Here is a 24010-nt window from a genome sequence, read left to right on the forward strand (position 1 = left end):
CTCCTCACTCGTTGGTCAGTTCCTTGCGGATCCTCCCATGTGCCCGATCTGGCCATGCGGAGGCATCCGAAGGTGGAGGATGACGAAGGAACAACTCCCAGGAGGTGGGACCGTGTTTGGAATCGGGCGGCGAAAGACCCAGGGCCAGCTCGCCAAGGCCGAGTTGAACCAGGGCATCGGTCACCTGAGGCAGGCCGCCTCGCACGCGGCGAAGGGTGCCGGGGCCACTGTCGGCCCGCGGGTCCAGGCAGCCCGGGTCGCCGTCGCGCCGACCGCGGTCATGGTCCGGGACCGGGCGTCCAGCGGCGTCGCGTCGAGCGCCGCCGCGCTCGCCCCGGTGCTCCTGGCCGTGCGCAGCGCCCGGACCGAGGCGGCCGGCAAGGCGCGCACCGGTCGCAAGGTGGTGGCGGCGAAGCAGTCCGCGATGACGAAGAAGGCGAAGAACATGAAGCCCGGAAAGAAGAAGCAGCGCAGGTCGCGGGGCATGACCGCCGGTCTGCTGGTGGCCGGCACCGTCGCCGGCCTGGCCGGGGCGATGGCCATGCGCCGCCGCCGCGAGCAGCAGGAGTGGGCCGAGTACGACCCGACCGGCACGCTCGGCCCGACCGGTCAGGACACGTTGGAGCCGATGCGGGAGGACGTGGACACGATCGTGGTGGAGACCCCGGACGCCAGCGCGAAGGTGACCCAGGCCGGCCCGGCCGGCGCCGGCAGCTCGACGGTGGCCGACGGCAGCAGCGCCTCGACCACCACGCCCGGCCCCGACCCGGTGATCCACCCGAACAGCCAGGTTCCCTCCGTCGCCGAGGGCGCCCGGGACGTCTCCGGCCGGCCGGCCGACGACATCACCAAGGCCACCCAGAACGGCCGGAGCGCGGCCAAGGCCAGCGGTCGCCACTGAGCGCGGTTCGAGCCGTCGGAACAGCGCCGGCGCGCGGGCACGTCCCGCGTGGCCGGCGCTTCCGCATGCCGGCCTACCGTGCCGGGAGGGTGTCGCCGGTCACAACCAGCCGTTGCGGCGGAACCAGCGGTAGAGCACGAACGACAGCGTCAGGTTGACCGCCCACACGCCCGGATAGCCGTACGTCCAGGTCAGCTCGGGCATGTTCTGGAAGTTCATGCCGTAGATGCCGGCGATCGCGGTCCACACCGCACCGATGGCGGCCCAGGCGGCGATCTTGCGCATGTCGTTGTTCTGGTCGACGGTGACCTGGGCCAGCCGGGCCTGGAGGATCGAGTTGAGCAGGTCGTCGTACGAGTTCACCTGCTCGACGGTGCGGCTGAGGTGGTCCTGCACGTCGCGGAAGTAGCGCCGCACCTCCTGCGGCACCGCGCGGTTGACCTGGGCGGTGAGCGTCATCAGCGGGCGCTGCAACGGCACCACCGCCCGCTTGAACTCGACCAGTTCCCGCTTCATCTGGTAGATCCGCTGGATCCGGCCGCTGCTCTGCCGGTCGAAGACGTCCGCCTCCAGCACGTCGAGGTCGTCCTCCAGCCGGTCGGCGACCTCCAGGTAGAGGTCGACCACCCGGTCGGTGATCGCGTACGCGACCGCCCACGGCCCCTGCCGCAGCAGGTCGCGCTTCGCCTCCAGGTCGGCGCGGACCGGCGACAGCCGGCAGGCGTCCCCGTGCCGCACGCTGATCACGAAGTTCGGCCCGATGAAGAGCATCACCTGGCCGGTCTCCACCACCTCGGAGTTCTCGGTCAGCTCGGCGTGCTCGCAGTAGCGGGCGGTACGCAGCACCAGGAAGACGATCTCGCCGAAGTGCTCCAGCTTCGGGCGCTGTTCCGCCTTGACCGCGTCCTCCACGGCCAGCTCGTGCAGGCCGAACGTGGCGGCGATCTCGGTCATCTCGGCCAGGTCGGGCTCGTGCAGGCCGAGCCAGACGAAGCCGTCCCGCTCGCGGCGGGCGGCGGCCAGGGCCTCCGCGTACTGCGGGCGGCCGGGTCGACGCTCGCCGTCGACGTAGAGCCCGCAGTCGACGATGCCGCTGCGCCCGGGACGGGTCGGCTGGGGCGCTCGCGGGGAGCCGTCGGCGTTGAGGATGCGGGACATGGCGCGTACCGGCGCCGCCCAGGCACGTGGCCGGGGCGGCCGGTCGCCGTACTGGCCGTCGGTGCGGTCGCGTGCCACCCGGTCCGTCATCTCTCGCCCCCTCTCCACGAAGCTGCGGCTTGCAGGTTACGCCGCTCGGAGGCGGGGGTGGGCGGCCCGCGGTGCGGTGCCGGGCGGGCCGGCCGCGTCAGGGGGGTGAGGGGCGACACGGCCCACCCGGCACCCGTGGGGGCGGGAGTGATGCTGGGGGCGTCGCCGATCCGGGGCCGACCGCCGAAAGGTGAGCGACGCTCGCAGCATTGTGAGCCGAAGGCCGGCCCGGCGGGAGAGCCGAGCCGGCCAGTGGGGCCACTCTGTCGGAAACCCGACAGAAAATCAGGCGCGAACGGCGGCCATCGCCTCGGCGAGCCGCCGCACGCCCTCGTCGATCCGGTCCGCCGTCACCGCCGAGTACGCCAACCGCAGCGCGTGCCGACCGCCGTCGACCATGAAGTCGCTGCCCTTGACCACCGCGACGCCGCGCTCGGCGGCGGCCGGCGCCAGCCGGTCGACCTCGACGTCCTCCGGCAACTCGATCCAGAGGAAGTAGCCGCCGTCGGGCTCGACGAACCGGGCCTCCGGGATGTGCCGGCGCAGCGACTCGGCCAGCGCCCCGGCCCGCTCGCCCAGCGCCGTCCGGACCGTGTGGATCGACCGCTCGATCGAGCCGGAGACGCAGAACTGGTGCACGATCGCCTGGGCCACCATGCCCGGCGAGATGTAGAGGTTCGTGGCCCGCTTGGCGATCGCCGCGATCAGCTCCGCGGGGCCGACCAGGTAACCGACCCGCACACCGGGGCAGACCGTCTTGGTGAAGCTGGAGGCGTGCACCACCACGCCCCGGGTGTCCATCGACAGCATCGAGGGCAGCGGCTCGCCCCGGAACCGGATGTCCGCGTACGGGTCGTCCTCGAAGATCGTGAACTCGTACTCGGCGGCCAGGTCGAGCAGTTCACGTCGCTTGTCCAGGGAAAGCGTGACGCCGGCCGGGTTCTGGTAGTTCGGGATCACGTGGGCCAGTCGCGGCCGGACCCCGGACTCCAGCAGCTTGCGCAGCTCGGCGGTGTCCAGGCCGTCCGGCTGGATGGTCACGCCGTGCACCTCGCCGCCCATCTGCTGGAGGTTGAGCAGCGTGCGGTCGTACGTCGGGCGCTCGACGACCACCGCGTCGCCCCGGCGTACCAGGTGGTCGAAGAGGAACGCGTCGGCCTGCAACGAGCCGTTCGTGACCAGCACCTGGTCGGCCTCGACGCCGTGCTTCTCGGCGATCCACTTCCGCAGGGGCGGGTAGCCGACAGAGGTCCCGTACGCGGTGACCCCGGCAGGGTCGGCGTCGAAGGCGCGGACGGCGGCGGCCTTGAGCCCCTCGACATCGACGATGTCCAACGAGGGAGCCCCACGGGCGAAGGAGATCAGCTGCTCGGCGGTCATGCGCAGAGCCTAGGGCCTGCCCGGCTGGGTCCGAACGGCATACACGCGAAGTTCAACATGCGGGCGGTGACCGGCGGCGACCAGCACCGACAGGGAGACGAGGCCGGCTCGGGACTGTCTACGATCCGACCGGACGCTGGCGCCGGTGACACCGGTCGCCGAAGGATGACGGGTCGCGGCAGACCCGCGAGACAGGGGATGGACTCGTGACCGAGGACGAGACGGGACGACTCGACGACCAGCAGTTCGCGCAGTGGCTGGCCACCGAGGCGGGGGCGGCGCTCACCGCGCTGCGGGACCGGCAGGGCTTCGCCGACCCGAAGGCGCTCAAGGACGCCGGCGACCGGGCGTCGCACGAGCTGATGACCGCGGCGCTGGCGCGGTGGCGTCCGGCGGACGCGGTGCTCTCCGAGGAGGAGGCCGACGCGCGCCGCGCCTGGGCGGACGGGGAGCGGGCGCCCCGGCACGAGGCGGACCGGGTCTGGATCATCGACCCGCTGGACGGGACCCGCGAGTTCTCCGAGGCCGGCCGGGACGACTGGGCGGTGCACGTGGCGCTCTGGCAGCGCTCGGCCGCGCCGGACGGCGCGCTGATCGCCGGTGCGGTCGGCATGCCGGCGCGGACCACTGTGGACGGTGCGCCGGTCGTGCTCGGCACCACCTGCCCGACGCCGAAGGCGACCGACGGGCCGATCCGGATCGCGGTGAGCCGCAGCCGCCCGCCGGCGTTCGTGGGCGAGCTGGTGGAGCTGCTGGACGCCCGGGCCGTCCCGATGGGCTCGGCCGGGGTCAAGGTGTGCGCGGTGGTGACCGGCGAGGTCGACGCGTACGTCCACGCGGGTGGCCAGTACGAGTGGGACAGCGCCGCGCCGGTGGCGGTGGCACTGGGCGCGGGCATGCACGCGTCCCGGATCGACGGCTCGCCGCTGCGCTACAACCGGGCCGACCCGCGCCTGCCCGATCTGCTGGTCTGCCGCCCCGAGTTGGCCGACCGGCTGCTCGCCGCGATCGCCCGCACCGGGGTCGAGATGCCCGCTTCGGCCGTCACCGGTGACCGGGGTGAGGCGTTCGGCTGAGAGTGACGGTACGTACGGCCAGGGTGAATCGGGGTTATCGTCGGGTGCGAATGCGCGTCCGACCGGAGCCCGAGACCTCGGGCCGCCGACAGCCAGGGAGGGCCATGCCGGCCGACCGAGACCCGCACGATGCTTTCGAGGAGCCGACCGGCCTGTGGCCGGGGCAGGACGTTTCTCGCCAATCGGGCAGCCCCGCGCTGCCCTGGCCGGAGACCCCGACCTCGCCACCGGCGCCGGTCCACGCACATGCCCACGGTGATCTGCCCTGGCCGGAGCGGGAGCTGCCCGGCCCCGGTCACGCGGACCAGTCCTGGGTGGACGCCGCGCCGGCCTGGTCGGGGCACGAGCCGCCCGGCCGGGTCGGCGTCGAGCACGCCGTGCCCGGCCCCGACCGGACGCCCGCCGCCTGGGCCGACGGCACGACCACCGCGTCCGCCCACTGGGGCGACGGAACGACGGCCACCGCCCGCTGGGGCGACGCGCCCACCGCGCCGGCGGACTGGGCCGAGGAAACGACCGCGTCCGCGAGCTGGGGCGGGACCCCGCCCGTCGGCTGGGGCGGGGAGGCATCCGCCGGGTGGGGCGCGGCGACGACCGCGACCGCCACGCTGACCGGGCCGCCGCCCGGAGGCGTACCCACCGGGCCGGACGCGGGCGGTCCCGGCCAGCCGCCGCTTCCCCCGGTCACGTCGGACCCGCCGCCCGGCGGGCCCCGGCGGCGCTGGCGCGCGGTGCTGGCGACGGCCGTGGCGCTGGCCCTGACCGGCGGTGGCGTCGCGGTGGCCGCGCTGCGACCGGACGCGACCAACCCGCAGGCCAGCGAGGTGCCGAAGAGCGCCGGCCCGGCCCCGTCGGCCGGCCTGGGTGCGCCGGTCACGCCCGGCGCCGCCCCGAGCGCGGACCAGGGCCTCGGCGGCAAGCCCGGTGCGAAACCGTCGGCCTCCGCCGCCCCGGGCGCCAAGGGCTTCGCCGGTACGCGGGAGACGCTGCCCGGCGCGTCGATCGGCGTGCAGAACGGGGAGACCTTCGGCCAGGCGCTGAGCCGCTCCGACCGGACGTTCGGCAAGCTCCAGATGGCCCGGATCTTCTTCCCCGGCCTGCCGCCGGCCTGGTCGGGCAGTCGCGCCGACGTGGTCGACCGCACCGTGGTGGTGTCCTTCAAGGCGTCACCCCAGGAGATCAACTCCGGCAGGCACGACTCCCGCCTGCGCTCCTGGTTCGCCTCGATCCCGCGCGACCACAACGTGTACTGGTCCTACTTCCACGAGCCGGAGGACGACGTCGAGCGCGGTGCGTTCAGCACCGACGCGTACCGGACGGCGTGGAAGCGGGTCGCCGGCCTGGCCGAGCAGGCGGGCAACCCCAGGCTGATCAACACGCTGATCCTGATGTGCTGGACGCTCGACCCGAAGTCCGGGCGCAGCTTCGACGCGTTCTACCCCGGCGGCAACGTGATCGAGGCGCTCGGCTGGGACTGTTACAACTGGGGCAAGAAGTGGAAGCGGTACGCCTCGCCGCAGGAGATCTACGGCCCGATGATCAACAAGTCGAAGGCGCTGGGCAAGCCGTGGGGCGTCGCGGAGACCGGCAGCGACCTGGTGCCCGGTGACTCCGGCACCGGCCGCGCCGAGTGGATCCGGTCGATGTCCGGCTTCCTCAACGGCCAGCGGCCGGAGTTCGTGGCCTACTACAACCAGACCGTCAGCCAGGGCGACTTCCGGCTGCTCGACCAGCCGAGCATCCAGGCGTGGAAGTCGTTCTGCGTGGCCTGAGCCGGCCGGCGGACCGCGACGGGCGGGCGACCTCGGTCGCCCGCCCGTTTCCTCGCGTACGGCTCAGATGCCCCGGCCGCGCTTGTGCAGCGTGCGCAGCACCCGGTCGGCCTGCACCGCCCGGCTCGCCACCGCCAGCGCCAGGTAGGCGCGCGGCTCCTTCGGGTTACGGGCCAGCGTGCGCCGGGCCCACCGGACCGCGTCCCGCCGATTGCCCATCGCCGCCTGCGCGAACGCGATCTGCCCGGCCACCCGGGCCTCGCCGTGCGGCACGGTGGCGAACTCGGGATAGCGGCGCAGCAGCCACTGCAACGCGGTCGAGATGGTCTCCCACCGCTGCGCGAAGTAGGACCGCTTGTGCCAGCGCACCAGCACGTACGGGCTCTCCACGTTTACCAGCGGCGCGTAGCGGGCGGCCCGGAGCAGGAACTCGTAGTCCTCCGCGTAGCTGCCCGGGATCTGCTCGTCGACCAGCCCGATCGCGTCGAGCAGCGCGGCCCGGCGGATCAGGAACGTGGACGGGTGCAGCTCGGTGAGCCGGTCCCGGAGCAACGCCTCCAGCGAGATCCGCGCCCGGTCCAGCGAGCGGTCCACCGTCCGGTCGTCGTAGCTGACCCGGATGCCGCAGCTCACCAGCGCGCCGTCCGGGTGCGCGTCGAGCGCCCCGAACTGGGCGGCCAGCTTGCCGGGCAGCCACTCGTCGTCGTCGTCGCAGAACGCCACCCAGTCGCCGGTGGCTGCCTCGATGCCGGTGTTGCGCGCCCCGGCCAGCCCCGCGGTGCGGGTGTTCGTGATGACCCGGACCCGCCGGTCACCGCGGTCGGACTCCAGCGACCGGTCCGGCTCGGACTGGTCGTAGACCACGATCGCCTCGATCAGGCCGGGGTGCGCCTGGCTGAGGATGGCGTCGAGCGCCGCGCGCAGCAGCTCCGGACGGTCCCGCGTCGGTACGACGACCGAGATGCTCGGCCCACTCATGTTCTCTCCACGGATTCGTCGGATCCCCGCTGGCCCAGGTAGCCGTAGCGGACTCGGAGCGGCAGCGTGGCCAGGCTGACCACGGCCCGGCTGCGGCGCGGCAGGCGGTCCCGCCACGCCTCGTCCCGGCGTACCGTCAGCGGGCCGCCGCTGAACCGCAGCGGGTTGCCCGCGACGCTGTGCGCGCGGAACGGCGCGGCCGGCTCGGCCGCCGGGTCCGGCGCGTCGCCGGCCAGGATGCGCAGCGCCGCCGGGTCGTCCGGCAGGCCGCTGAAGTCGCGTACCCGGCGGACGGTGCCGGCCGGGTCGGCGGTGAAGTCCTCGTAGCGCAGCCGGAGCACCTTCGCCCGCTGGGCGAGCAGGTGGAACGCGGCGTTCTGCGCGGTCCACAGCTTGCTCACCTCGAACGGCGAGAAGGTCGGCATGAAGTCCTCGCCGTCCACCACCTCGGGCCGGCGCACCTGCTTGCCCCAGGAGTACGCGACCGCCCGGCTGTCCCGGACCAGGTGCAGCACCCGCAGGTCGAGCCCGTCGGCCCAGCTCAGCGCGAAGGCGAGCGAGGCGTGCTTGCTGGAGTCGACCACCACCCGCGCCCCGGTCACCGCGAGCGCGGCGCGGTAGATCCGGGTGTAGAGGTCGGCGTAGCGGCGGACGTCGGCGAGCTGCTCCGGCGGGAGCGAGGTCTTCGCCAACCGGGGAATGTGCCGGGTCCGGTCGACCCGGTCCTTGAGCGCCAGCACGTCGTCCCGGTCGATCGCGGACCAGCCGCCGAACGCCTGCTCGCCGACCTGCTGCCAGAACGGGCAGGCGGTGAACCGCTCCCCGCAGCCGCACCGCTCGTCCGCGCCGAGCGCCCGCTCCCAGAGATGCACCACCTCACCGACCGCGCACACGTCGGGACTCTGCGCCAGCAGCAGCTCCAGCAGCGTGGAGCCGCTGCGGCCGAGACCGCCGACGAAGAGCACCCGCGGCTGCGCCGGCTCCGGGGCGCTCATCCGCGCCGCCCGCCGGCCCGCTGGCGGACCCGCCGGGCCACCAGGTCGTCGATCACGGCGCCGACCCGGGCGACCGCCTCGGCGCGCGGGTCCGGCCGACCGGGGTCGGCGGCCAGCACGAACCGGCCCGGGTCGGCCAGCCCTTCGTCCAGCGCGGCGAGCAGCTCGGCCTCGGTCTCGCAGAGCCGGACCATGCCGGCCGCGCCCAGCCGCCGGGAGAACAGCTGCTGGTGGTTGTCGACGTGCTCGTCGTGGGCCGGGTCGCGGGGCACCACGATCGGCAGGTGGCCGGTGCGGCGGGCCTCGGTGATGGTGGCCGGCCCGCCGTGGCTCACCACGAGCGTGGCCTCGGCCATCGCGCGTTGCAGCTCCTCGTGGCCGAGGAACGGGGTGGCCTCGGGCAGCGCCGGCGGGCGGCTGTGGCCGTACTGGAGGACCAGCCGGACGCCGGGGCGGGCGGCGTGCCAGCGCTCCAGCCAGCCGACGAGGCGGTCGAAGCGGTGCACGTCGGTGCCGACCACGACCAGCACGTAGGGCCCGGACCGTCGGTCCCGCTGCTGCGGAATGAGCCCCATCAGAGGAGGTTCCCCACGACGGTCGCCTCCGGATACATCCGGCGCTGCTCCTCCCACTGCACGAGCATCGCGGAGAGGAACGGCCGGCAGAGCCGGGCGGTCAGCGTCGCGCTGTCGATGCGGTCGTAGACCTCGATGTAGACCGTGGGGATCCGGCGCAGCCGGGCCGCCACCACGAACGGCAGGGCGACACCGGCGCCGGTGGTGACCACCGCGTCCACCCGGCGTCGGCGGATCACCTTCAGCGCGAGGAACGCGTTGCGGACCAGGTTCTTGACGTTACGGGTGGTGGGGTGGTGCGCCCAGACCACGTCCTCGCCGTCGAGCAGCGAGCGGGCGTCCGGTGTGTCGAAGGTGACCCATGCCCGGCCGCGTTCCCGGTACCACGGTTCGAGAGCCAGGAGCTGGGCCAGATGCCCGCCACTGGAGCCGACCAGCAGGACCTGCCCCGAGCCCTCGGTTGACCCGCTCACCACAACGTTTCCTCCCGTAACCGTGCGACCGCGCCCGGATTTACGTGAATGACCCTCGGACGCGCCCTGACAACCTACTGGCGCGGCCTGGGCAACTGAAGGGGCCGTTGGACGGATCCCGGCCGGCCGGTCGGGTCACCTCGGGATTCCCGTCGCCGGTATCCGGCCGGCGGTGCGACCCGCCAGGTCAGCCGCGTTGACCCCGGGTCGGTGGGCCGGGACCACGGGCACCCGGGGGGATGTGTCAGGATTCCGTCACCGCTCCGTACGCGAGCCGGCGGCGACGCCGACTCCCGGGGGCAGGTCGGGCCCGATGCCGGGAAACCCGCTGAATGGCCAGCACGGATCGGCCATCTCTCCGCGGGCTGCCCACACCTGGGCAGGCTTACCGGAACGTGAGCAGACTTTCCCTCAACGTTCGGATCGGGGACACTCGAAGTCACGGTCAGTTCCAGCTGTGCCGTGGACTGCCCGGCTCGGTCGAAAGGGAGCGACAGACTCTGATGCCCTCACCCCATTTGGCCGAGAACGACTCCGACGGTCTTGCCCTGATGGCGTACCTGGGCTGGTTGCGCCGCCGCTGGTGGATCCTGCTGCTCGCCGCGGTCCTCGGCCTGGCCGGCGGCCTGGCGATCAACCAACTCCAGGACGCGCGCTACACCTCGACCACCTCGCTGCTGGTACGCCCGCTCGGCTCCGGCGCGGAGAGCAACCCGAACGCCAAGGTCAACCTCGACACCGAGGCACAGGTGGTCCGGTCGCTCGTGGTGGCGGAGCGGGCCAAGGGCCTGATGAAGGTCACCACCGGCGGTGACGAGCTGGTCAAGTCCGTGACCGTCAGCGTCCCGCCGAACAGCCAGATCCTCCAGGTGGCCTACGAGGCGGGCACCCCGGCCGAGGCGCAGGCGGGCTCGCACGCGTTCGCCCAGGCCTACCTCGACCTGCGCAAGGCCACCGCGCAGAAGGCGCTGGAGAACGAGACCAACGCGCTCAAGCAGCAGATCGCCGAGGTGAACAAGCAGCTCAGCGCCGTTGCCGGGCGGATCGCGGCGGCCCCGGCCAACTCCCCCGAGCGGGAGCGCGCCGAGGCGGACCGCGGCGTGCTCACCAACCAGCTCAGCGGCCTGAACAACCGGCTCAGCCCGCTGGTCTCGGCCGACTCCGACCCCGGTGAGATCATCTCCGACGCCCGGCTGCCCGAGCGGCCCAGCTCGCCGAACCGCACGCTGAACCTGGCCAGCGGCATGGGCGCGGGCCTGCTGCTCGGCATCGTGCTGGCGCTGGTGCTGGACCGGCTCGACACCCGGATCCGGCGCGGACGCGACATCTCCGACCGGGTAGGCCTGCCGCTGCTGCTGGAGCTGAACACCCGCCCGCCGTCGCTCTCCGTCCTGCCCGCCACCCACCGGATCTCCCGCGAGCTGGGCCGGCTGCGCAACGTGCTGCTCTCCGCCGTCCCCGAGTCGGCCCAGGCCGGCCGCGGTCGTCAGCTCCTGCTCTGCGACGGCTCGGCCGGCACCGCCGCCGGGTTCGTCGCCGCCAACCTGGCCGCCGCGTACGCCCGCACCGGCGCGCAGGTCGCGCTGGTCACCACCAAGCCGGACTCGGCGCTGAGCGGCATCACCGGCGTCGCCGAGGGGCGGCACAGCCTCGCCTCGGTGCTCCGCCGCGACGTGCCGGTGCTCAAGGCGCTCGCGCCGGTGCCGGGCCTCGGCCAGCTCCGGGTGCTCGTCCCCGGCGAGCTGGACGCGGAGGTGGAGCTGCCGGTCGCCGGTCTGCTGGAGATCCTGCACGAGCTGACCGCACGCTTCGACCACGTGCTGATCGAGACCGGGCAGCCGACCCAGGCCGTGGAGGCCCAGGCGCTGGGCCGCTACGTCGACGCGGTGATCGTGGTGGCCGAGTCCGGCAAGACCCGCAGCGGTGAGATCACCGCCGCCCTCCAGCAGTTCGAGCAGGTCAACGCGCCGGTCATCGGTGCGGTGCTGGCACCGCGCCTGCCCGCGCCGACCGGCGGCGCGACCCGCCCCGTCGCGGCGGCCGGCTCGACCACCCCGACCACCTCGGCGACGCCTGCCAACCGGCCCAAGCCGCGACCCAGTCCCGGCCCGTCCGCCGAGTCGACGATGGTGCTGCCGCGCATGCAGTCGTCCCGTTCCGGCCCGACCGCCGGGCCGGCGAAGCCGGCCGCTCCGGGCAAGGGCGCCGCGCCGGTGAAGCCGCCGGTCGGTCCGGGCAAGCCGCAGGCCGGCCCCGGCAAGCCGATGCCGGTCAACGGCACCGGTGGCACCTACCGTTCCCGGGGCGACGGCGGTGACGGCCGCAGCTACGCCATCGACTCCGGCGAGGACCTGGGGTGAACCGCCGGCAGATGCTCCGCGCCGCCCTCGCTCCGGCCGTCGTTCTCGGCGTCGGCACGGGGTGCAGTGAGCCCCAGCCCAAGCCGGGCAGCGTCGACGTGGCCGACCCGGGCAGCGTCGCCGCGACGCCACCGTCGGCCAGTCCGACGTCGAGCCTGCCCACCGGCCCGCTGACCGGGGCGCCGGTCGGCACCCCGGCGGCGGCCACCCGCCAGGCGGTCGCGGTGCCGATGCGGGTGAGCCCCGCCACCACCCCGGCCGGGCTGGACGCCGCCGATCTGGTCTACGCCGAGTTCGCCGAGTCGGACACGCTGCACCTGACCGCCGTGTTCCACTCCCGGGACGCCAGCAAGATCGGGCCGGTGACCGAGATCCGGCCGGTCGACATCCGCTCGGTCTCGGTGCTGCGCCCGTTCGTGGGGTATGACGGCGGTCCGACCGGTTTCCTCAGCCAGTTCGAGAGCTCCGACCTCGACGGCGTCACCCCGGACGACGACGGCAAGGTCTTCAGCGGCGACTACACCTCGACGGCCGCGCTGCTCAAGGCCGCCCCGAAGGGGGGTCAGCCGCCCACGCCGGCGCTGGACCACGCCACCGACGGCGACGCGCTGGCCGCCCGGGACCTCGTGCCCGCCACCGAGCTGTCGATCACCGTCTCCGGCGGCCCGCCGATGGTCTGGCGGTACGACCAGCCGAAGGCCCGCTGGGTCGGCAAGGTCGGCACCGCGACGGTGACCGCCGCCTCGGTGATCGTGCTGACCATGGAATACCGCACGCTCGAGGTCCGTAAGCCGTCGTTCCGCGCGCTGCCGTCGGCGAACGTCTTCGGCGAGGGCGCGGTGGTCGCGGTGTCCGGCCCGACCAGCGCGAAGGGTCGCTGGCGCAAGCCCGGCCTGGGGATGGTCTGCACGCTCGCCGACGCCGGGGGTGACCTGCTGCACCCGCAACCCGGCAACGCCTGGGTGATCTACGCGCCGACCACCGCCAAGGTCACCGTGAAATGAGTACCGTCACCCCACCCCGCCCGGCGCGCGGGTCGGTCCCGGTGGGCGCGGTGGTGCCGCCGCCCGGCGGCAACCGCCTCGCACCGGTGCGGGCCCGGCCGAAGGGCTGGTCCTGGCGGCTGCCGACCGCGTGGCCGCTGATCTCGCTCTTCCTGCTCTGGCCGGTGTGGTGGGCGCTCGGGGTGTCCAGCTTCGTCTTCATCATCTTCGCGGTGCCGATGGTGGTGCAGATGGCCCGGCGCGGTCCGGTCCGGGTGCCGCCCGGCTTCGGCATCTGGCTGCTGCTGCTGCTCTGGCTGTTCCTGTCCGTGTCGACGCTCGGGCTGACCGCCCCGGACACGTTGCCGCCCGGCGGTGGCGGTGGCCGCTACCTCGGCTGGGGCATCCGGCTGGCCAACTTCGTCGCGATGACCGTGGCCATGCTCTACGTCTACAACCTCAGCGAGAAGGAGCTGTCCCGCCGCCGGATGATCCGGCTCTTCGGGTTCATGGGCGTGGTGGTGGTCGTCGGCGGCTGGCTCGGCTCGCTCTTCCCCACCACGGGATTCGTCGCGCCGCTGCGCTTCGTCCTGCCGCACTCGATCGCCACCCACCCCTTCGTCGCCTCGCTGATGGACGTGAAGTTCGCCCAGGTGCAGCAGGTGATCGAGGGGGAAGCCAGCTCACCGCGACCGTCCGCGCCGTTCACGTACACGAACTCGTGGGGTGAGAACACCGCGATCCTGCTGGTCTGGCTGATCGTCGGCTGGGTGGTGCTGGGCAGGCCGCTGCGCCGTACCGCCGGCGTGGCGATCGCGCTCGCCGCGATCTTCCCGATCATCTACTCGCTCAACCGCGGGCTCTGGATCGGTCTCGGCATCGCCGCGGTCTACGTGGCGCTCCGGCTCGCGCTGCGCGGCCGGATGGTGGTGCTCGGCGGGCTCGCGCTGGCGGTCGGGCTGATCGGCGTGCTGATCGTCGCCACCCCGCTCGGCCGGACGTTCGACGAACGGTTGCAGAACGGGCACAGCGACGACATCCGCACCACGCTGTCCGAGGGCGCGGTCGCCGCCGCCAACCACTCGCCGATCCTCGGCTACGGCGGCAACCGCGCGCTGGTCGGCAGCAACCGGTCCATCGCGATCGGCAAGTCCGACGACTGCAAGCAGTGCGGCAACCGGGAGCTGGGCAGCAACGGCCAGCTCTGGGCGCTGCTGGTCGGCCAGGGCTGGGTCGGCGCGCTGGCCTACAACGGCTTCTTCCTCTACTGCCTCTGGCGGTACCGGCGCGACCACAGCCCGATCGGGATCGCCGGCACGCTCGTGATCATCCTGATGCTCTTCTTCCAGTTCACCTACGGCGCACTGGAAGCCACCCTCGCCTACGCCCTGATCTCGGTCGCCCTGCTGGCCCGCAACGACCAGCTCCGCCGCGCGCTCGCGCCGGCGCCACCCAAGGGCACGATCGCCGGGCTACGGGCCCGACTGGAAGCAGCCGGTGAACGTTGATGGTGCTCCGCGTACCCCCGGACGGCGACGGCCGTTCCGCCTACCTCGGTGAGCTGGCCGACCTGATCTGGCCCGCACCTGCCGAACCCGCGCTGCGCCGGGGCGGCGCCGGCTGGGTGGTGGTGCCCTCGGCCGCCCGCCCCCGGCTGCTGGTGCCCACCGGCTCGGGCCGGGCCGCCGCCGGCGCCGTCCGGCACTCCACCGAGGCGGTCGGCCGCAAGGCCAAGCTGGTCCGGCAGGGGTTGGCCACCGCGTTCCGGCTCGGGCTGGGGCCCGTGGTTTTCCGCGACCGGCTGGTGGTCGCCGGTGGCGGGCTGGACGCCCACCTGACCGAGGTGCTGGGCGAGCCGGCGCTGGTCAGCCTGCACATCGGTCCGGCGCGGGCCAACCGCAAACCGGTGCTGCAACTGCTCGCCCCGGACGGCCGGGCCCTCGGCTACGCCAAACTCGGCGTCGACCCGCTGACCCGGGCCCTGGTCGACGCGGAGGCCGCCGCGCTGCGCCGCCTCGCCGGCCTGCCGCTCGGCCCGGTGGTCCTGGCCGGGGTCCGCCACCACGGCGACTGGCACGGGCACGCGCTGCTGGTCCAGGAGGCGCTGCCGGTACGGCTGCCCCGGGCCGCCCCGGCCGACGCGGCGGCGGCCGAGCGGGCCGCCATGGTGGCGGTGGCCGCTTGTCTCGGCGTACGCCGGGAGTCGTGGGCGGGCAGCGGGCACGCGGCGCGGCTCGGTGCGGCGGTGGACGCGCTCGGCGACCGGCCGGAGGCCGGGCGGCTGCGCGCGGCGCTGAGGTCGGTCGCGGACGCCGACCCGGTGGTGGCGTTCGGCGCCTGGCACGGGGACTGGAACGGCGGCAACAGCGCGGTGCTGGCCGACGGTCGGGTGCTGGTCTGGGACTGGGAGCGGTTCGAGGCGGACGTGCCGGCCGGCTACGACGCGCTGCACCTGGCGGTGCAGGGTGCGATGAGCCACGCCGGGGTGGAGCCGATCGAGGCCGCCCGCGCGTTGATCGCCGGCGCCGACCGGACGCTCGCGCCGTTCGAGCAGGTCGGTGGGGGCGCCGACCTCGTCGCCGTGCTCTACCTGGTGGAGCTGGCGGCACGTTATCTGCGGGACCGGCAGGCCGAGGCGGGTGCGCGGCTGGGGCACGTCGACACCTGGCTGCTGCCCGCCGTCGAGGAGCACCTGGCCCGCCGGGCCCGGTGAGAGTGAGGAGTGGGGACGTGACGGTGGCCAGGGAGCAGGCGCTTCGCGCGGTGAAGTCGGTGAGTCGGACGGTCGGTCGGTTGACCGCGGGCTCCCGGATGGTGCCGGGATTCCTGATCGTGGGGGCGCAGCGTTGCGGCACCACCTCGCTGTTCAAGACGCTCTCGCAGCATCCCGGCGTGCTGCCGCCCGCGTACCACAAGGGCGTGCACTACTTCGACGTCGACTACCACCGGGGGATGAGCTGGTATCTCGGCCACTTCCCCACCAACGGCAAGGCGGACGCGGTGAAGGCGCAGCTCGGCGTGCGCGGGATCACCGGCGAGTCGAGCCCGTACTACATGTTCCACCCGCTGGCCGGTCAGCGGATCGCCAAGGACCTGCCGTCGGTCAAGCTGCTGGTGCTGCTGCGTGACCCGGTGGAGCGGGCCTACTCGGCGCACTCCCACGAGCTGGCCCGCGGCTACGAGACCGAGGCGGACTTCGAACGCGCGCTGGCGCTGGAGGAGCAGCGGACCGCGGGCGAGCGGGAGCGGATGACCGCCGACCCGACGTACGCCAGCGAGCACTTCCAGCACAACTCCTACCTGGCCCGGGGCCGCTACATCGAGCAGGTGGAGCGGCTGGAGGCGCTGGTCGGCCGGGACCGGCTGCACGTGATCGACAGTGACGACTTCTTCGCCGACCCGCGGCCGTCCTTCGACGCGGTCTGCGACTTCCTGGAGCTGCCCCGCTGGGCGGACATCTCGTTCGGCAAGCACAACTCGCGGTCCCGTGCGCCGATGTCGGCCGAGCTGCGGGCCCGGCTGGAGGACCACTTCGCCCCGTACGACGAGCGGCTGGCCACGTGGTGGGGACGCGTGCCGTCGTGGCGGCGGTGACCCGGCAGGACGCCGACGCCACGGTCGTCCTGCCGGCGGTCGGTCCGGGTCCGGGCGCGGGCGCGGGCCTGGGCGGCGCGGCCCGGCAGGGCTTCGCCAACCTGCTCGGGGTGGGGCTGGCCGCGGTGGCCGGCTTCGGTCTCAACATCGTCATCGCCCGGGGCTGGTCGGTCCGCGAGGCCGGCATGTTCTTCGCCGCCACCAGCGCCTTCATGATCGCCGCGTCGACGGCCCGGCTCGGCACCGACGTGGGCACCGTCTACTTCGTCAGCCGGCAGCGCACGCTGGACCGGCGCGACCAGATCCGCGGCACGATCCTGGCCGGTCTGCTGCCGGTGCTGGTGGTCGGCGCGCTGCTGGGCGTGGCCGGCTGGCTGGCCGCCCCGGCGCTGGCCCGGGCGACCATGCCGGAGGCCGGTCCGGGCGCGGTGACCGCGCTGCGCATCCTGCTGGCGTTCGTGCCGCTGGCCGCGCTCAACGACTACGCGCTGGCCGCCTGCCGTGGCTTCGGTCAGATGCGCCCGCTGCTGACCGTGGAGCGGCTCGGCCGCACGCTTGTGCAGTTCCTGGCCGTGGCGGTGGCCGCCTGGCTCGGGCTCTCCGCCACCGTCGCGTTGCCGCTGGCCTGGGTGGTGCCCTATCTGCTCGCCGCCGTGGTCGCGCTGGTCTGGCTGGGCCGGCTGGTCGGCCGGGCCGGCCGGCAGGTGACCCGGCCGGTCCCGGTCGGGGAGATGGCCGGGCCGTTCTGGCGGTTCACCGGCCCCCGCGCGATCAGCAGCGTGGCCGCGATCGTGGTGCAGCGGTTGGACATCGTGCTGCTCAGCGCGCTGCGCGGGCCGGCGGACGCGGCGATCTACACGGCGGCGACCCGGTTCCTGGCGTTGGGTCAGCTCTCCAGCGTCGCGCTCTCCAGCTCGGTGCAGCACCGGCTGGCCGCCGCGTTCGCCCGGAACGACCGGGCCGACGCCCGGCAGCTCTACCAGGCCGCCACCGGCTGGCTGGTGCTGCTCTCCTGGCCGGCGTACCTCATCTTCGCGGCGTTCGCCGCGCCCATGCTGTCGCTGTTCGGCGCCGGCTACGACGACGGCCGCCGGGTGGTCGTGCTGCTCGCGCTGACCATGCTGGTGGCGACCGGGTGCGGCATGGTCGACATGGTGCTCAACATGGCCGGCCGTACCGCGTGGACGTTCTACAACGCGATGGGCGGCACCGTCCTCAACGTGGTCGCCAACCTGCTGCTCATCCCGCGCCACGGCATCCTCGGCGCGGCCCTGGCCTGGACCCTCTCCATCCTGGTCACCAACCTGGTGCCGTTGACCCAGCTCTGGTGGTCGATGCGGCTGCACCCGTTCGGCGCCGGCACCCGGGCCGCGATGGCGTTGGCCGTCGCCGCGCTGGGCCTGCCGCTCGGCGTGGCCACCCTGCTCGGCGCGACGCCGCCGGTGCTCGCGCTGGTGGCGGTCGCCGGGGTGGCGGCGTACCTGGCGGGGGCGTGGCGCTGGCGGCGCACGCTGCATCTCGACGCGCTCCGGTCGCTGCGCCGGGGCCGCAACCGCGCCGGGGCGGACCCGGCGACCCGGTCCTGACCGTTCCTGCTCACCGATGGGATCTTCGATGACCAGCGACTCCTCCCCCGCCCCGCACGCCGGGCTGTCCACGGTGAAGGCCGCGAAGCTCGCCGCGGTCGGCCTGCTGGCGGACCGCAAGGAACGCCGGGACCTGGAGCGGCCGGTGGAGGCCGGCAAGCGGAAGCTCACCCTGAAGGTGGAGCGGCCGATCTTCATCCTCGGCGCCCCGCGCTCCGGCACCACGTTCCTGGGTAGCTGCGTGGGGGCGTTGCCGGACGTGTCCTACCACTACGAACCGCGGCTGACCAAGGCGGTCGCCCGCTGCGTCTACGAGGGAAGCTGGACCCGGCAGCGCGCCGCGCGCTACTTCCGTGGCTACTACGGCGCGCTGCTCGCCGCCGCCGGCCACGGTGGGCTGCGGTTCGCCGAGAAGGACCCGGAGAACTGCTTCATCGTGCCGTTCCTGGCCGAGGTCTTCCCGGACGCGGTCTTCCTGCACGTCTACCGGGACGGCCGGGACGTGGCCGTGTCGCACGCGGAGCAGCCCTGGTTGAACGCCGCCTCGACGGGCAGCGGGCGCAGTGGTCGCGGCGGTACGCCGTGGGGCGCCGCGCCGCGGTTCTGGGTGGAGCCGGAGCGGCGCGAGGAGTTCACCCGCGTCTCCGACCTGGGGCGGTCCGCCTGGATGTGGCGGCGCTTCACCAGCAGCGCGTTGGCCCAGCTCGCGGCGCTGCCGGCGGACCGGGTCCGGCACCTGCGCTACGAGGACGTGGTCACCCGGCCGGCCGAGGCGGCCGAGGTGGTGGCCGATTTCCTGGAGGTCGGCGACCCGGCCGGCCGGCAGGCGCTGCACGCCCGGTTCGGGCAGGCCCGGCCCGGCTCGGTGGGGCGCTGGCGGAAGCGACTGACCGAAGAGGATCTGACCGACGTGCTGGCCCAGGCCGGACCGTTGTTGACGGAGCTCGGCTACCACCCGTGAGGGCGCTGGCACGGGTAGAGTGCCAGGGGTCGCCCGCCCGGCCCGGCGTGCCGTCCCGCTGACGCGGGCCCGCCCGGCAGACATGACAGTGGACCGGCGACCATCCTGGGGAGAGGTTGCGGTGGTACGACGGTTACGACGGACGATGGCAGCCGTGTTCGCGTTGGCCCTCCTGGCACCGGCGGTCGCGGCGTGTGACTCGGGGTCGGGCGACCGGGCCGGGGAGACCGCGTCGGCGGTGCCGCCGCCGCCCACGGTGACGCCCCGCAAGGGCGCGGTCCAGACCACCGGGCGCGGGCCGGAGCTGCCGGAGAAGGGCGCCTGGGTGGGCGCCTGGGTGAAGCCGCAGTTCCACAACGCCACCGGCCGGGCGGCGGCGTGGGACGACTTCAACCGGGCGGCGGGCGGCCAGCTCGCCATCGCGCACATGTTCCACGAGTGGAACGAGCCGTTCCCGGCTGGCACCGAGCGGGCGTTCCAGGCGCAGGGCAAGCTCCAGATGATCTCCTGGCAGGGCACCGACACCCGGTCGACGGTCAGCGGCGTCTACGACAACCTGATCCGGCAGCGGGCGCAGGACGTCAAGGCGTTCGGCGTGCCGGTGCTGCTGCGCTACCGGTGGGAGATGGACCGGCCGAACCTGGCCGCCAGCATGCACTCCCCGGAGGACTACGTCGCCGCCTGGAAGCACGTGCGCGCCATCTTCACCGAGGTCGGCGCCACGAACGCGGCCTGGACGTGGTGCCCGCACGCGGACGGGTTCGCCGAGCCGGAACGCCGGGCCGCCGACTACTACCCCGGTGACGACCAGGTCGACTGGCTCTGCACCGACGTCTACCCGAGCCCGGAGTGGAACAGCTTCAGCAACCGGATGGACCACTTCATGGCGTTCGCCAAGAAGCATCCGCGGCCGGTGGTGATCGGCGAGTTCGGGCTGACCCAGGACGGCCGGCCGGGCCAGCGGGCCGAGTGGATGCGCGAGGTCGGTCCGTACCTGAAGAAGCACCCGCAGATCAAGGCCGTGATCTATTTCGCGGCCAAGCAGACCGAGAAGCCGCTGTACGACAGCACGTTCGGCAACGACCCGGAGAGCGCGGCAGTGTTCCGCGAGCTGGCCACCGATCCGTACTTCAATCCACCGATGCCGGATCTCAGCGCCTCCGGTGTGCCATCTCCCGCACGCACAGAGTGATCTTCACTCGTCTTTTCGTTCGGCTCGGGTCGATTGTTGTGTCAAAAAGGCCGGTCCCGGGTGGACGGGCGGCAGGCGAATGCGAGAAGGTATTGCTCTCACGTCTGCGGTCGGCCGTGCGACGCCACACCTCGCGTCGGCACCGGCCACGATCGCAGCGCCTCCGACGTTCCCCCGGAGCAGCCTGTGCCTTCCTCGATCCTGAGACACCGATCGGTGTCCGCCTTCGGTGCTGCCGTGCTCGGCATCGCCACCCTGTTCACACCGGTGCCGGCACTCGCCGCACCGGCGTCCACGGTCGCGCCCGACCACAGCACGCTGGTCGGCGAGGTGCCCTCGGACAAGACGCCGAACATCAACGACGGCAACGTCGTGGCCATCCACGACGCCGGCACGAAGGTGATCGTGGGCGGCTCGTTCACCGAGGCGCAGAACCGCGGCTCCTCGCCCACCCCGGTCGCTCGCCGGGGCCTGCTCGCCTTCGACAAGGCGACCGGCAAGATCGACAACGCGTTCGCGCCGGTGCTCGACGGTGACGTCACCGCGATCATCGCCGGCCCGACCGCGGGCACGGTCTACGTCGCCGGCACGTTCAACAAGGTCGGCGACAAGAACTTCCGCAAGCTCGCGCTGCTGAACGTCGCGGACGGCACCCCGGTCGACGGCTTCAAGGGCCCGGCGTTCAACGGCACGGTCAACGACATCGCGCTGATCGACGGCCACCTGCTGGTCGGCGGCATCTTCAGCACGGTCACCGCGACCACCAACCGCGCCGGGCTCGCCTCGCTGAACCCGACCACCGGGGCGGTGGACGACTACCTGACCGTGTCGCTGACCGAGCACCACAACTGGACGCCGACGAACGGCGGCGCCTCGGCCGGCGTCGGCGTCGAGAAGCTGACCGTCTCGCCGGACGGCAAGCACCTCGTGGTGATCGGCAACTTCAAGAAGGCCGACGGCGCGGTGCACGACCAGATCGTGCGGATCAACCTGGGCACCGGCTCGGCCACCGTCGCCGACTGGAACACCGACGACTACTCCGGCGCCTGCAAGTACAGCGCGTTCGACTCGTGGGTCCGGGACGCGCAGTTCTCCCCGGACGGCAAGTACTTCGTGGTGGTCACCACCGGCGCGTCGTACCCGGGCACGCTCTGCGACTCGGCGGCCCGCTGGGAGACCGACGCCACCGGCGCCGGCCAGAAGCCGACCTGGACGAACTTCAGCGGCGGCGACACGTTCCTCTCCGTCGGCATCAGCGAGAAGGCCGTCTACGTCGGCGGCCACTTCCGCTGGGCGAACAACCCGCTCGCCCGCGACAAGGCCGGCCCGGGCGCGGTGCCGCGGGCCAGCATCGCGGCCCTCGACCCGGCCAGCGGGCTGCCGCTCGCCTGGAACCCGGGCCGCAACCCGCGCGGCTACGGCGTCACCGAGATGCTGGTCACCCCGCAGGGCCTCTGGCTCGGCAGCGACCAGGACTACATCGGCAACTTCGAGTACCAGCGGAAGAAGATCGCCTTCTTCCCGCTGGACGGCGGCAGCACGCCGCACTCGACCAGCACGAAGGGCCTGCCGGGCGACGTCTACCAGGCCGGCCGCGCGGCACAGACCGAGGTCCTCTACCGGGTCAACGCGGGTGGCCCGGCCATCCCGGCGACCGACGGCGGGCCGGACTGGGCCGCCGACACCGACACCGCGCCCAGCCCGTACCACAACAGCGGCAACAGCGCGAAGGCGTACCCGACCAACGCGACGTTCGACGCCACGGTGCCGGCCAGCACCCCGGCGACGCTGTTCAACACCGAGCGGTGGGACCAGGCGACCGCGCCGGACATGCAGTGGGACATCCCGGTCGCGGCCGGCACCCGGGTGGACGTCCGGCTCTACCTGGCCAACCGTTACGCCGGCACCGCAACCGTGGGCAAGCGCAAGCTCGACGTCAGCATCGACGGCGTACTCAAGCTGAACGACTTCGACCCGGTGGCGGCCGCCGGCGGCACGGACCGCGGCACCATGCAGTCCGTCTCGGTGGTCAGCGACGGCGTGGTCGACATCGACTTCGGCCGGGTCCTGGAGAACCCGCTGATCCAGGGCATCGAGATCGTCAAGACCGCGCCGACGCCCGACGCGTCGGACGTGCTCTACCGGGTCAACGCCGGTGGCGACCAGCTCGCCGCGCCGAGCGGCCCGGCCTGGGCCGCCGACACGCTGGCCGCGCCGAGCGCCCTGCACAACGCCGGCAACACGGTGACGACGTACACCACCGACGCGACGGTCGACGGCACCGTGCCGGCCGGCACGCCGGTCCAGCTCTTCAGCAGCGAGCGGTGGGACGAGTCGCCCGCGCCGGACATGCAGTGGGACTTCCCGGTCCCGGCCGGCACGCCGGTGCAGGTGCGGCTCTACCTGGCCAACCGCTGGGCCGGCACCGCCACCGCCGGCAAGCGCAAGTTCAACGTCAGCATCGACGGCGTGCAGAAGCTGAGCAGCTTCGACCCGATCGCCGCGATCGGCGCCACCAACAAGGGCACCATGCGGGCGTTCGCGGTCACCAGCGACGGCAACATCGACGTCGACTTCGGTCGGGTCCTGGAGAACCCGCTGGTGCAGGGCATCGAGGTCGTCAAGCTGCCGCCGGTGCCGCCGGCCACCACCGTCGACAGCATCACCAAGCGGTCGTACGACGGCGCGACCGGCGTCGGCAACGCGATGTCGGTGCCGAACCCGGACAACACCCGCTGGTCGACCGTCAAGGGCGCGTTCTGGGTCGGCGGTGACCTGTTCTACGGCGTCGGCGGCGACCTCTACAAGCGCTCGTTCGACGGCACCGAGTTCGGCACCCCGAAGAAGCTCGACCCGTACCACGACGAGAAGTGGGACACGGTCGTCACCGGCTCCGCGCCGGAGGGCCAGACGTACGCGGGCATGACCACCAACTTCGCCGCCGAACTGCCCAACGTGACCGCGATGTTCTACAAGAGCGGCCGGGTCTACTACGCGCTGGCCGGCCAGGGCACGCTGTTCTCGCGGCAGTTCACGCCGGACACCGGCACGGTCGGCGCGGAGCGGACCACGATCACCGGGACCACCGCGTTCGCGGACGCGGGCGGCCTGTTCCTGGACGGCGACAAGCTCTACGTCGTCTCCCGGAGCACCGGCACCCTGTCCTCGATGGACTGGGCGGACGGCGTGCCGACCGGCACCGCCACCACCCGCAGCGGTCCTGCCGTCGACGACGTGGACTGGCGCGGCACGACGGTCTTCGTCGGTCCCTGACGTTCACCTCGCACGACGATGGCCCGGCCGGTAACGGCCGGGCCATCGTGCTTTGTAAGGCGGGGCCCCCTCTTAACGCCTGCGGTAGAGGAAGGCGCCCCGCTTGACACCACGTCGCCGGGAGCGGCGCGGATGGCTACTGTCGGAGCGTGCCCACCGACCCCCTCCGCTGTGCCGGCGCGCTGATCGTCGACGACGACGGCCGCATCTTCGTCCAGCGTCGCTCGCCCGAGCGGCGTCTCTTCCCCAACTGCTGGGACATCGCCGGCGGCCACCTGGAGCCGGGCGAGGAGATCGACGACGCGCTGCGCCGGGAGGTCGCCGAGGAGACCGGCTGGGCGGTGTCGCACGTGCTCGGCCTGGTCGGCGAGTACCGCTACACCGGCGACGACGGGCTGGACCGGGTGGAGACCGACTTCCTGGTCCGGGTGGACGGCGACCTGAGCCGGCCGCGCCTGGAGCCGACCGAGCACACCGAGTTCCGCTGGCTGGCGGAGCGGGACATCGCCCTGCTGGACGAACACCGGGACGTCAACGACGGGCTGCTCCGGCGGATCGTGGCGGACGGCTTCGCGGCGCTGCGGTCGATCGGGCTGTAAGGCGATCATGGCCTGAACCACGGCCGCCGGGCCGCCGACGATATCCTCACCTCGTGGAATCCGG

At 73.2% G+C, this 24010-nt stretch carries 19 protein-coding genes; 13 read left to right on the forward strand and 6 right to left on the reverse strand.

Annotation, left to right across the window (positions count from 1 at the left end; translation table 11 throughout):
* Positions 1–79 precede the first annotated feature (79 nt).
* On the forward strand, positions 80–901 hold the full coding sequence (locus OG767_RS00510; RefSeq protein WP_405091691.1) for a hypothetical protein: 822 nt from the start codon (positions 80–82) through the stop codon (positions 899–901).
* 99 nt (positions 902–1000) lie between these two features.
* Here OG767_RS00510 and corA read toward each other — a convergent pair whose 3' ends face one another.
* Complete coding sequence (gene corA / locus OG767_RS00515) at positions 1001–2149, reverse strand: magnesium/cobalt transporter CorA (RefSeq protein WP_405091692.1); 1149 nt, start codon at positions 2147–2149, stop codon at positions 1001–1003.
* A 285-nt stretch (positions 2150–2434) separates the two neighbouring features.
* Positions 2435–3529 (reverse strand): PLP-dependent aminotransferase family protein, encoded by a 1095-nt coding sequence (locus OG767_RS00520; protein ID WP_107156499.1) that lies wholly within the window; start codon positions 3527–3529, stop codon positions 2435–2437.
* Between the two features lie 206 nt (positions 3530–3735).
* Here OG767_RS00520 and OG767_RS00525 point away from each other — a divergent pair, with 206 nt between their 5' ends.
* Both OG767_RS00525 and OG767_RS00530 read left to right on the forward strand, forming a co-directional pair.
* Entirely contained in the window at positions 3736–4605 is an 870-nt protein-coding gene (locus OG767_RS00525) for a 3'(2'),5'-bisphosphate nucleotidase CysQ (RefSeq protein ID WP_405091693.1), read from the forward strand.
* 104 nt (positions 4606–4709) lie between these two features.
* Positions 4710–6377 (forward strand): hypothetical protein, encoded by a 1668-nt coding sequence (locus OG767_RS00530; protein WP_405091694.1) that lies wholly within the window; start codon positions 4710–4712, stop codon positions 6375–6377.
* A gap of 63 nt (positions 6378–6440) precedes the next feature.
* Here the strand turns inward: OG767_RS00530 and OG767_RS00535 are convergent, their stop codons facing one another.
* From OG767_RS00535 to OG767_RS00550, 4 genes are read right to left on the reverse strand one after another with little or no spacing between them, the layout of a single operon-like run.
* Positions 6441–7355, reverse strand: coding sequence for a glycosyltransferase family 2 protein (locus OG767_RS00535; protein WP_107156496.1), 915 nt, complete (start codon positions 7353–7355; stop codon positions 6441–6443).
* On the reverse strand, positions 7352–8350 hold the full coding sequence (locus tag OG767_RS00540) for a sulfotransferase (RefSeq protein ID WP_107156495.1): 999 nt from the start codon (positions 8348–8350) through the stop codon (positions 7352–7354). The genes OG767_RS00535 and OG767_RS00540 overlap by 4 nt, the downstream gene beginning before the upstream one ends.
* Positions 8347–8925 carry a glycosyltransferase gene (locus tag OG767_RS00545; RefSeq protein WP_405091695.1) on the reverse strand — a complete coding sequence of 193 codons (579 nt, stop codon included), beginning with the start codon at positions 8923–8925 and terminating at the stop codon, positions 8347–8349. Before OG767_RS00545 ends, OG767_RS00540 begins: the two co-directional genes overlap by 4 nt.
* Positions 8925–9401 carry a UDP-N-acetylglucosamine--LPS N-acetylglucosamine transferase gene (locus tag OG767_RS00550; RefSeq protein ID WP_107156493.1) on the reverse strand — a complete coding sequence of 159 codons (477 nt, stop codon included), beginning with the start codon at positions 9399–9401 and terminating at the stop codon, positions 8925–8927. The genes OG767_RS00545 and OG767_RS00550 overlap by 1 nt, the downstream gene beginning before the upstream one ends.
* Before the next feature lie 500 nt (positions 9402–9901).
* On the opposite strand from OG767_RS00550, the gene OG767_RS00555 reads away from it, so the two are divergent.
* From OG767_RS00555 to OG767_RS00600, 10 genes are all read left to right on the forward strand, one after another.
* Positions 9902–11758 (forward strand): Wzz/FepE/Etk N-terminal domain-containing protein, encoded by a 1857-nt coding sequence (locus tag OG767_RS00555; RefSeq protein ID WP_405091696.1) that lies wholly within the window; start codon positions 9902–9904, stop codon positions 11756–11758.
* Positions 11755–12762, forward strand: coding sequence for a DUF3048 domain-containing protein (locus OG767_RS00560; RefSeq protein ID WP_405091697.1), 1008 nt, complete (start codon positions 11755–11757; stop codon positions 12760–12762). Before OG767_RS00555 ends, OG767_RS00560 begins: the two co-directional genes overlap by 4 nt.
* Positions 12759–14249, forward strand: a complete 1491-nt coding sequence (locus OG767_RS00565; protein ID WP_405091698.1) for an O-antigen ligase family protein — start codon at positions 12759–12761, stop codon at positions 14247–14249. Before OG767_RS00560 ends, OG767_RS00565 begins: the two co-directional genes overlap by 4 nt.
* On the forward strand, positions 14249–15454 hold the full coding sequence (locus tag OG767_RS00570) for a hypothetical protein (protein ID WP_405091699.1): 1206 nt from the start codon (positions 14249–14251) through the stop codon (positions 15452–15454). The genes OG767_RS00565 and OG767_RS00570 overlap by 1 nt, the downstream gene beginning before the upstream one ends.
* A 17-nt stretch (positions 15455–15471) precedes the next feature.
* Complete coding sequence (locus OG767_RS00575; protein ID WP_405091700.1) at positions 15472–16335, forward strand: sulfotransferase domain-containing protein; 864 nt, start codon at positions 15472–15474, stop codon at positions 16333–16335.
* On the forward strand, positions 16302–17921 hold the full coding sequence (locus OG767_RS00580; RefSeq protein WP_405091701.1) for a polysaccharide biosynthesis C-terminal domain-containing protein: 1620 nt from the start codon (positions 16302–16304) through the stop codon (positions 17919–17921). The genes OG767_RS00575 and OG767_RS00580 overlap by 34 nt, the downstream gene beginning before the upstream one ends.
* Before the next feature lie 28 nt (positions 17922–17949).
* Positions 17950–18882, forward strand: a complete 933-nt coding sequence (locus tag OG767_RS00585) for a sulfotransferase family protein (protein WP_405091702.1) — start codon at positions 17950–17952, stop codon at positions 18880–18882.
* 145 nt (positions 18883–19027) lie between these two features.
* Positions 19028–20074, forward strand: coding sequence for a glycoside hydrolase family 26 protein (locus OG767_RS00590; RefSeq protein ID WP_405091703.1), 1047 nt, complete (start codon positions 19028–19030; stop codon positions 20072–20074).
* A gap of 216 nt (positions 20075–20290) precedes the next feature.
* Positions 20291–23347, forward strand: a complete 3057-nt coding sequence (locus tag OG767_RS00595; protein ID WP_405091704.1) for a malectin domain-containing carbohydrate-binding protein — start codon at positions 20291–20293, stop codon at positions 23345–23347.
* Positions 23348–23496: 149 nt separating this feature from the next.
* Complete coding sequence (locus OG767_RS00600) at positions 23497–23946, forward strand: NUDIX domain-containing protein (protein ID WP_199199666.1); 450 nt, start codon at positions 23497–23499, stop codon at positions 23944–23946.
* Positions 23947–24010: the final 64 nt, after the last annotated feature.

It is taken from the genome of Micromonospora sp. NBC_01392 (genome assembly GCF_045040125.1).
Lineage (GTDB): Bacteria > Actinomycetota > Actinomycetes > Mycobacteriales > Micromonosporaceae > Micromonospora.

Bases quoted from the DNA above. Each gene is read 5' to 3' on its own strand.
- OG767_RS00510 (WP_405091691.1), top strand. From the start codon at position 80: ATGACGAAGGAACAACTCCCAGGAGGTGGGACCGTGTTTGGAATCGGG.
- corA (WP_405091692.1), bottom strand. From the start codon at position 2,149: ATGACGGACCGGGTGGCACGCGACCGCACCGACGGCCAGTACGGCGAC.
- OG767_RS00520 (WP_107156499.1), bottom strand. From the start codon at position 3,529: ATGACCGCCGAGCAGCTGATCTCCTTCGCCCGTGGGGCTCCCTCGTTG.
- OG767_RS00530 (WP_405091694.1), top strand. From the start codon at position 4,710: ATGCCGGCCGACCGAGACCCGCACGATGCTTTCGAGGAGCCGACCGGC.
- OG767_RS00535 (WP_107156496.1), bottom strand. From the start codon at position 7,355: ATGAGTGGGCCGAGCATCTCGGTCGTCGTACCGACGCGGGACCGTCCG.
- OG767_RS00540 (WP_107156495.1), bottom strand. From the start codon at position 8,350: ATGAGCGCCCCGGAGCCGGCGCAGCCGCGGGTGCTCTTCGTCGGCGGT.
- OG767_RS00545 (WP_405091695.1), bottom strand. From the start codon at position 8,925: ATGGGGCTCATTCCGCAGCAGCGGGACCGACGGTCCGGGCCCTACGTG.
- OG767_RS00555 (WP_405091696.1), top strand. From the start codon at position 9,902: ATGCCCTCACCCCATTTGGCCGAGAACGACTCCGACGGTCTTGCCCTG.
- OG767_RS00565 (WP_405091698.1), top strand. From the start codon at position 12,759: ATGAGTACCGTCACCCCACCCCGCCCGGCGCGCGGGTCGGTCCCGGTG.
- OG767_RS00570 (WP_405091699.1), top strand. From the start codon at position 14,249: ATGGTGCTCCGCGTACCCCCGGACGGCGACGGCCGTTCCGCCTACCTC.
- OG767_RS00585 (WP_405091702.1), top strand. From the start codon at position 17,950: ATGACCAGCGACTCCTCCCCCGCCCCGCACGCCGGGCTGTCCACGGTG.
- OG767_RS00590 (WP_405091703.1), top strand. From the start codon at position 19,028: ATGGCAGCCGTGTTCGCGTTGGCCCTCCTGGCACCGGCGGTCGCGGCG.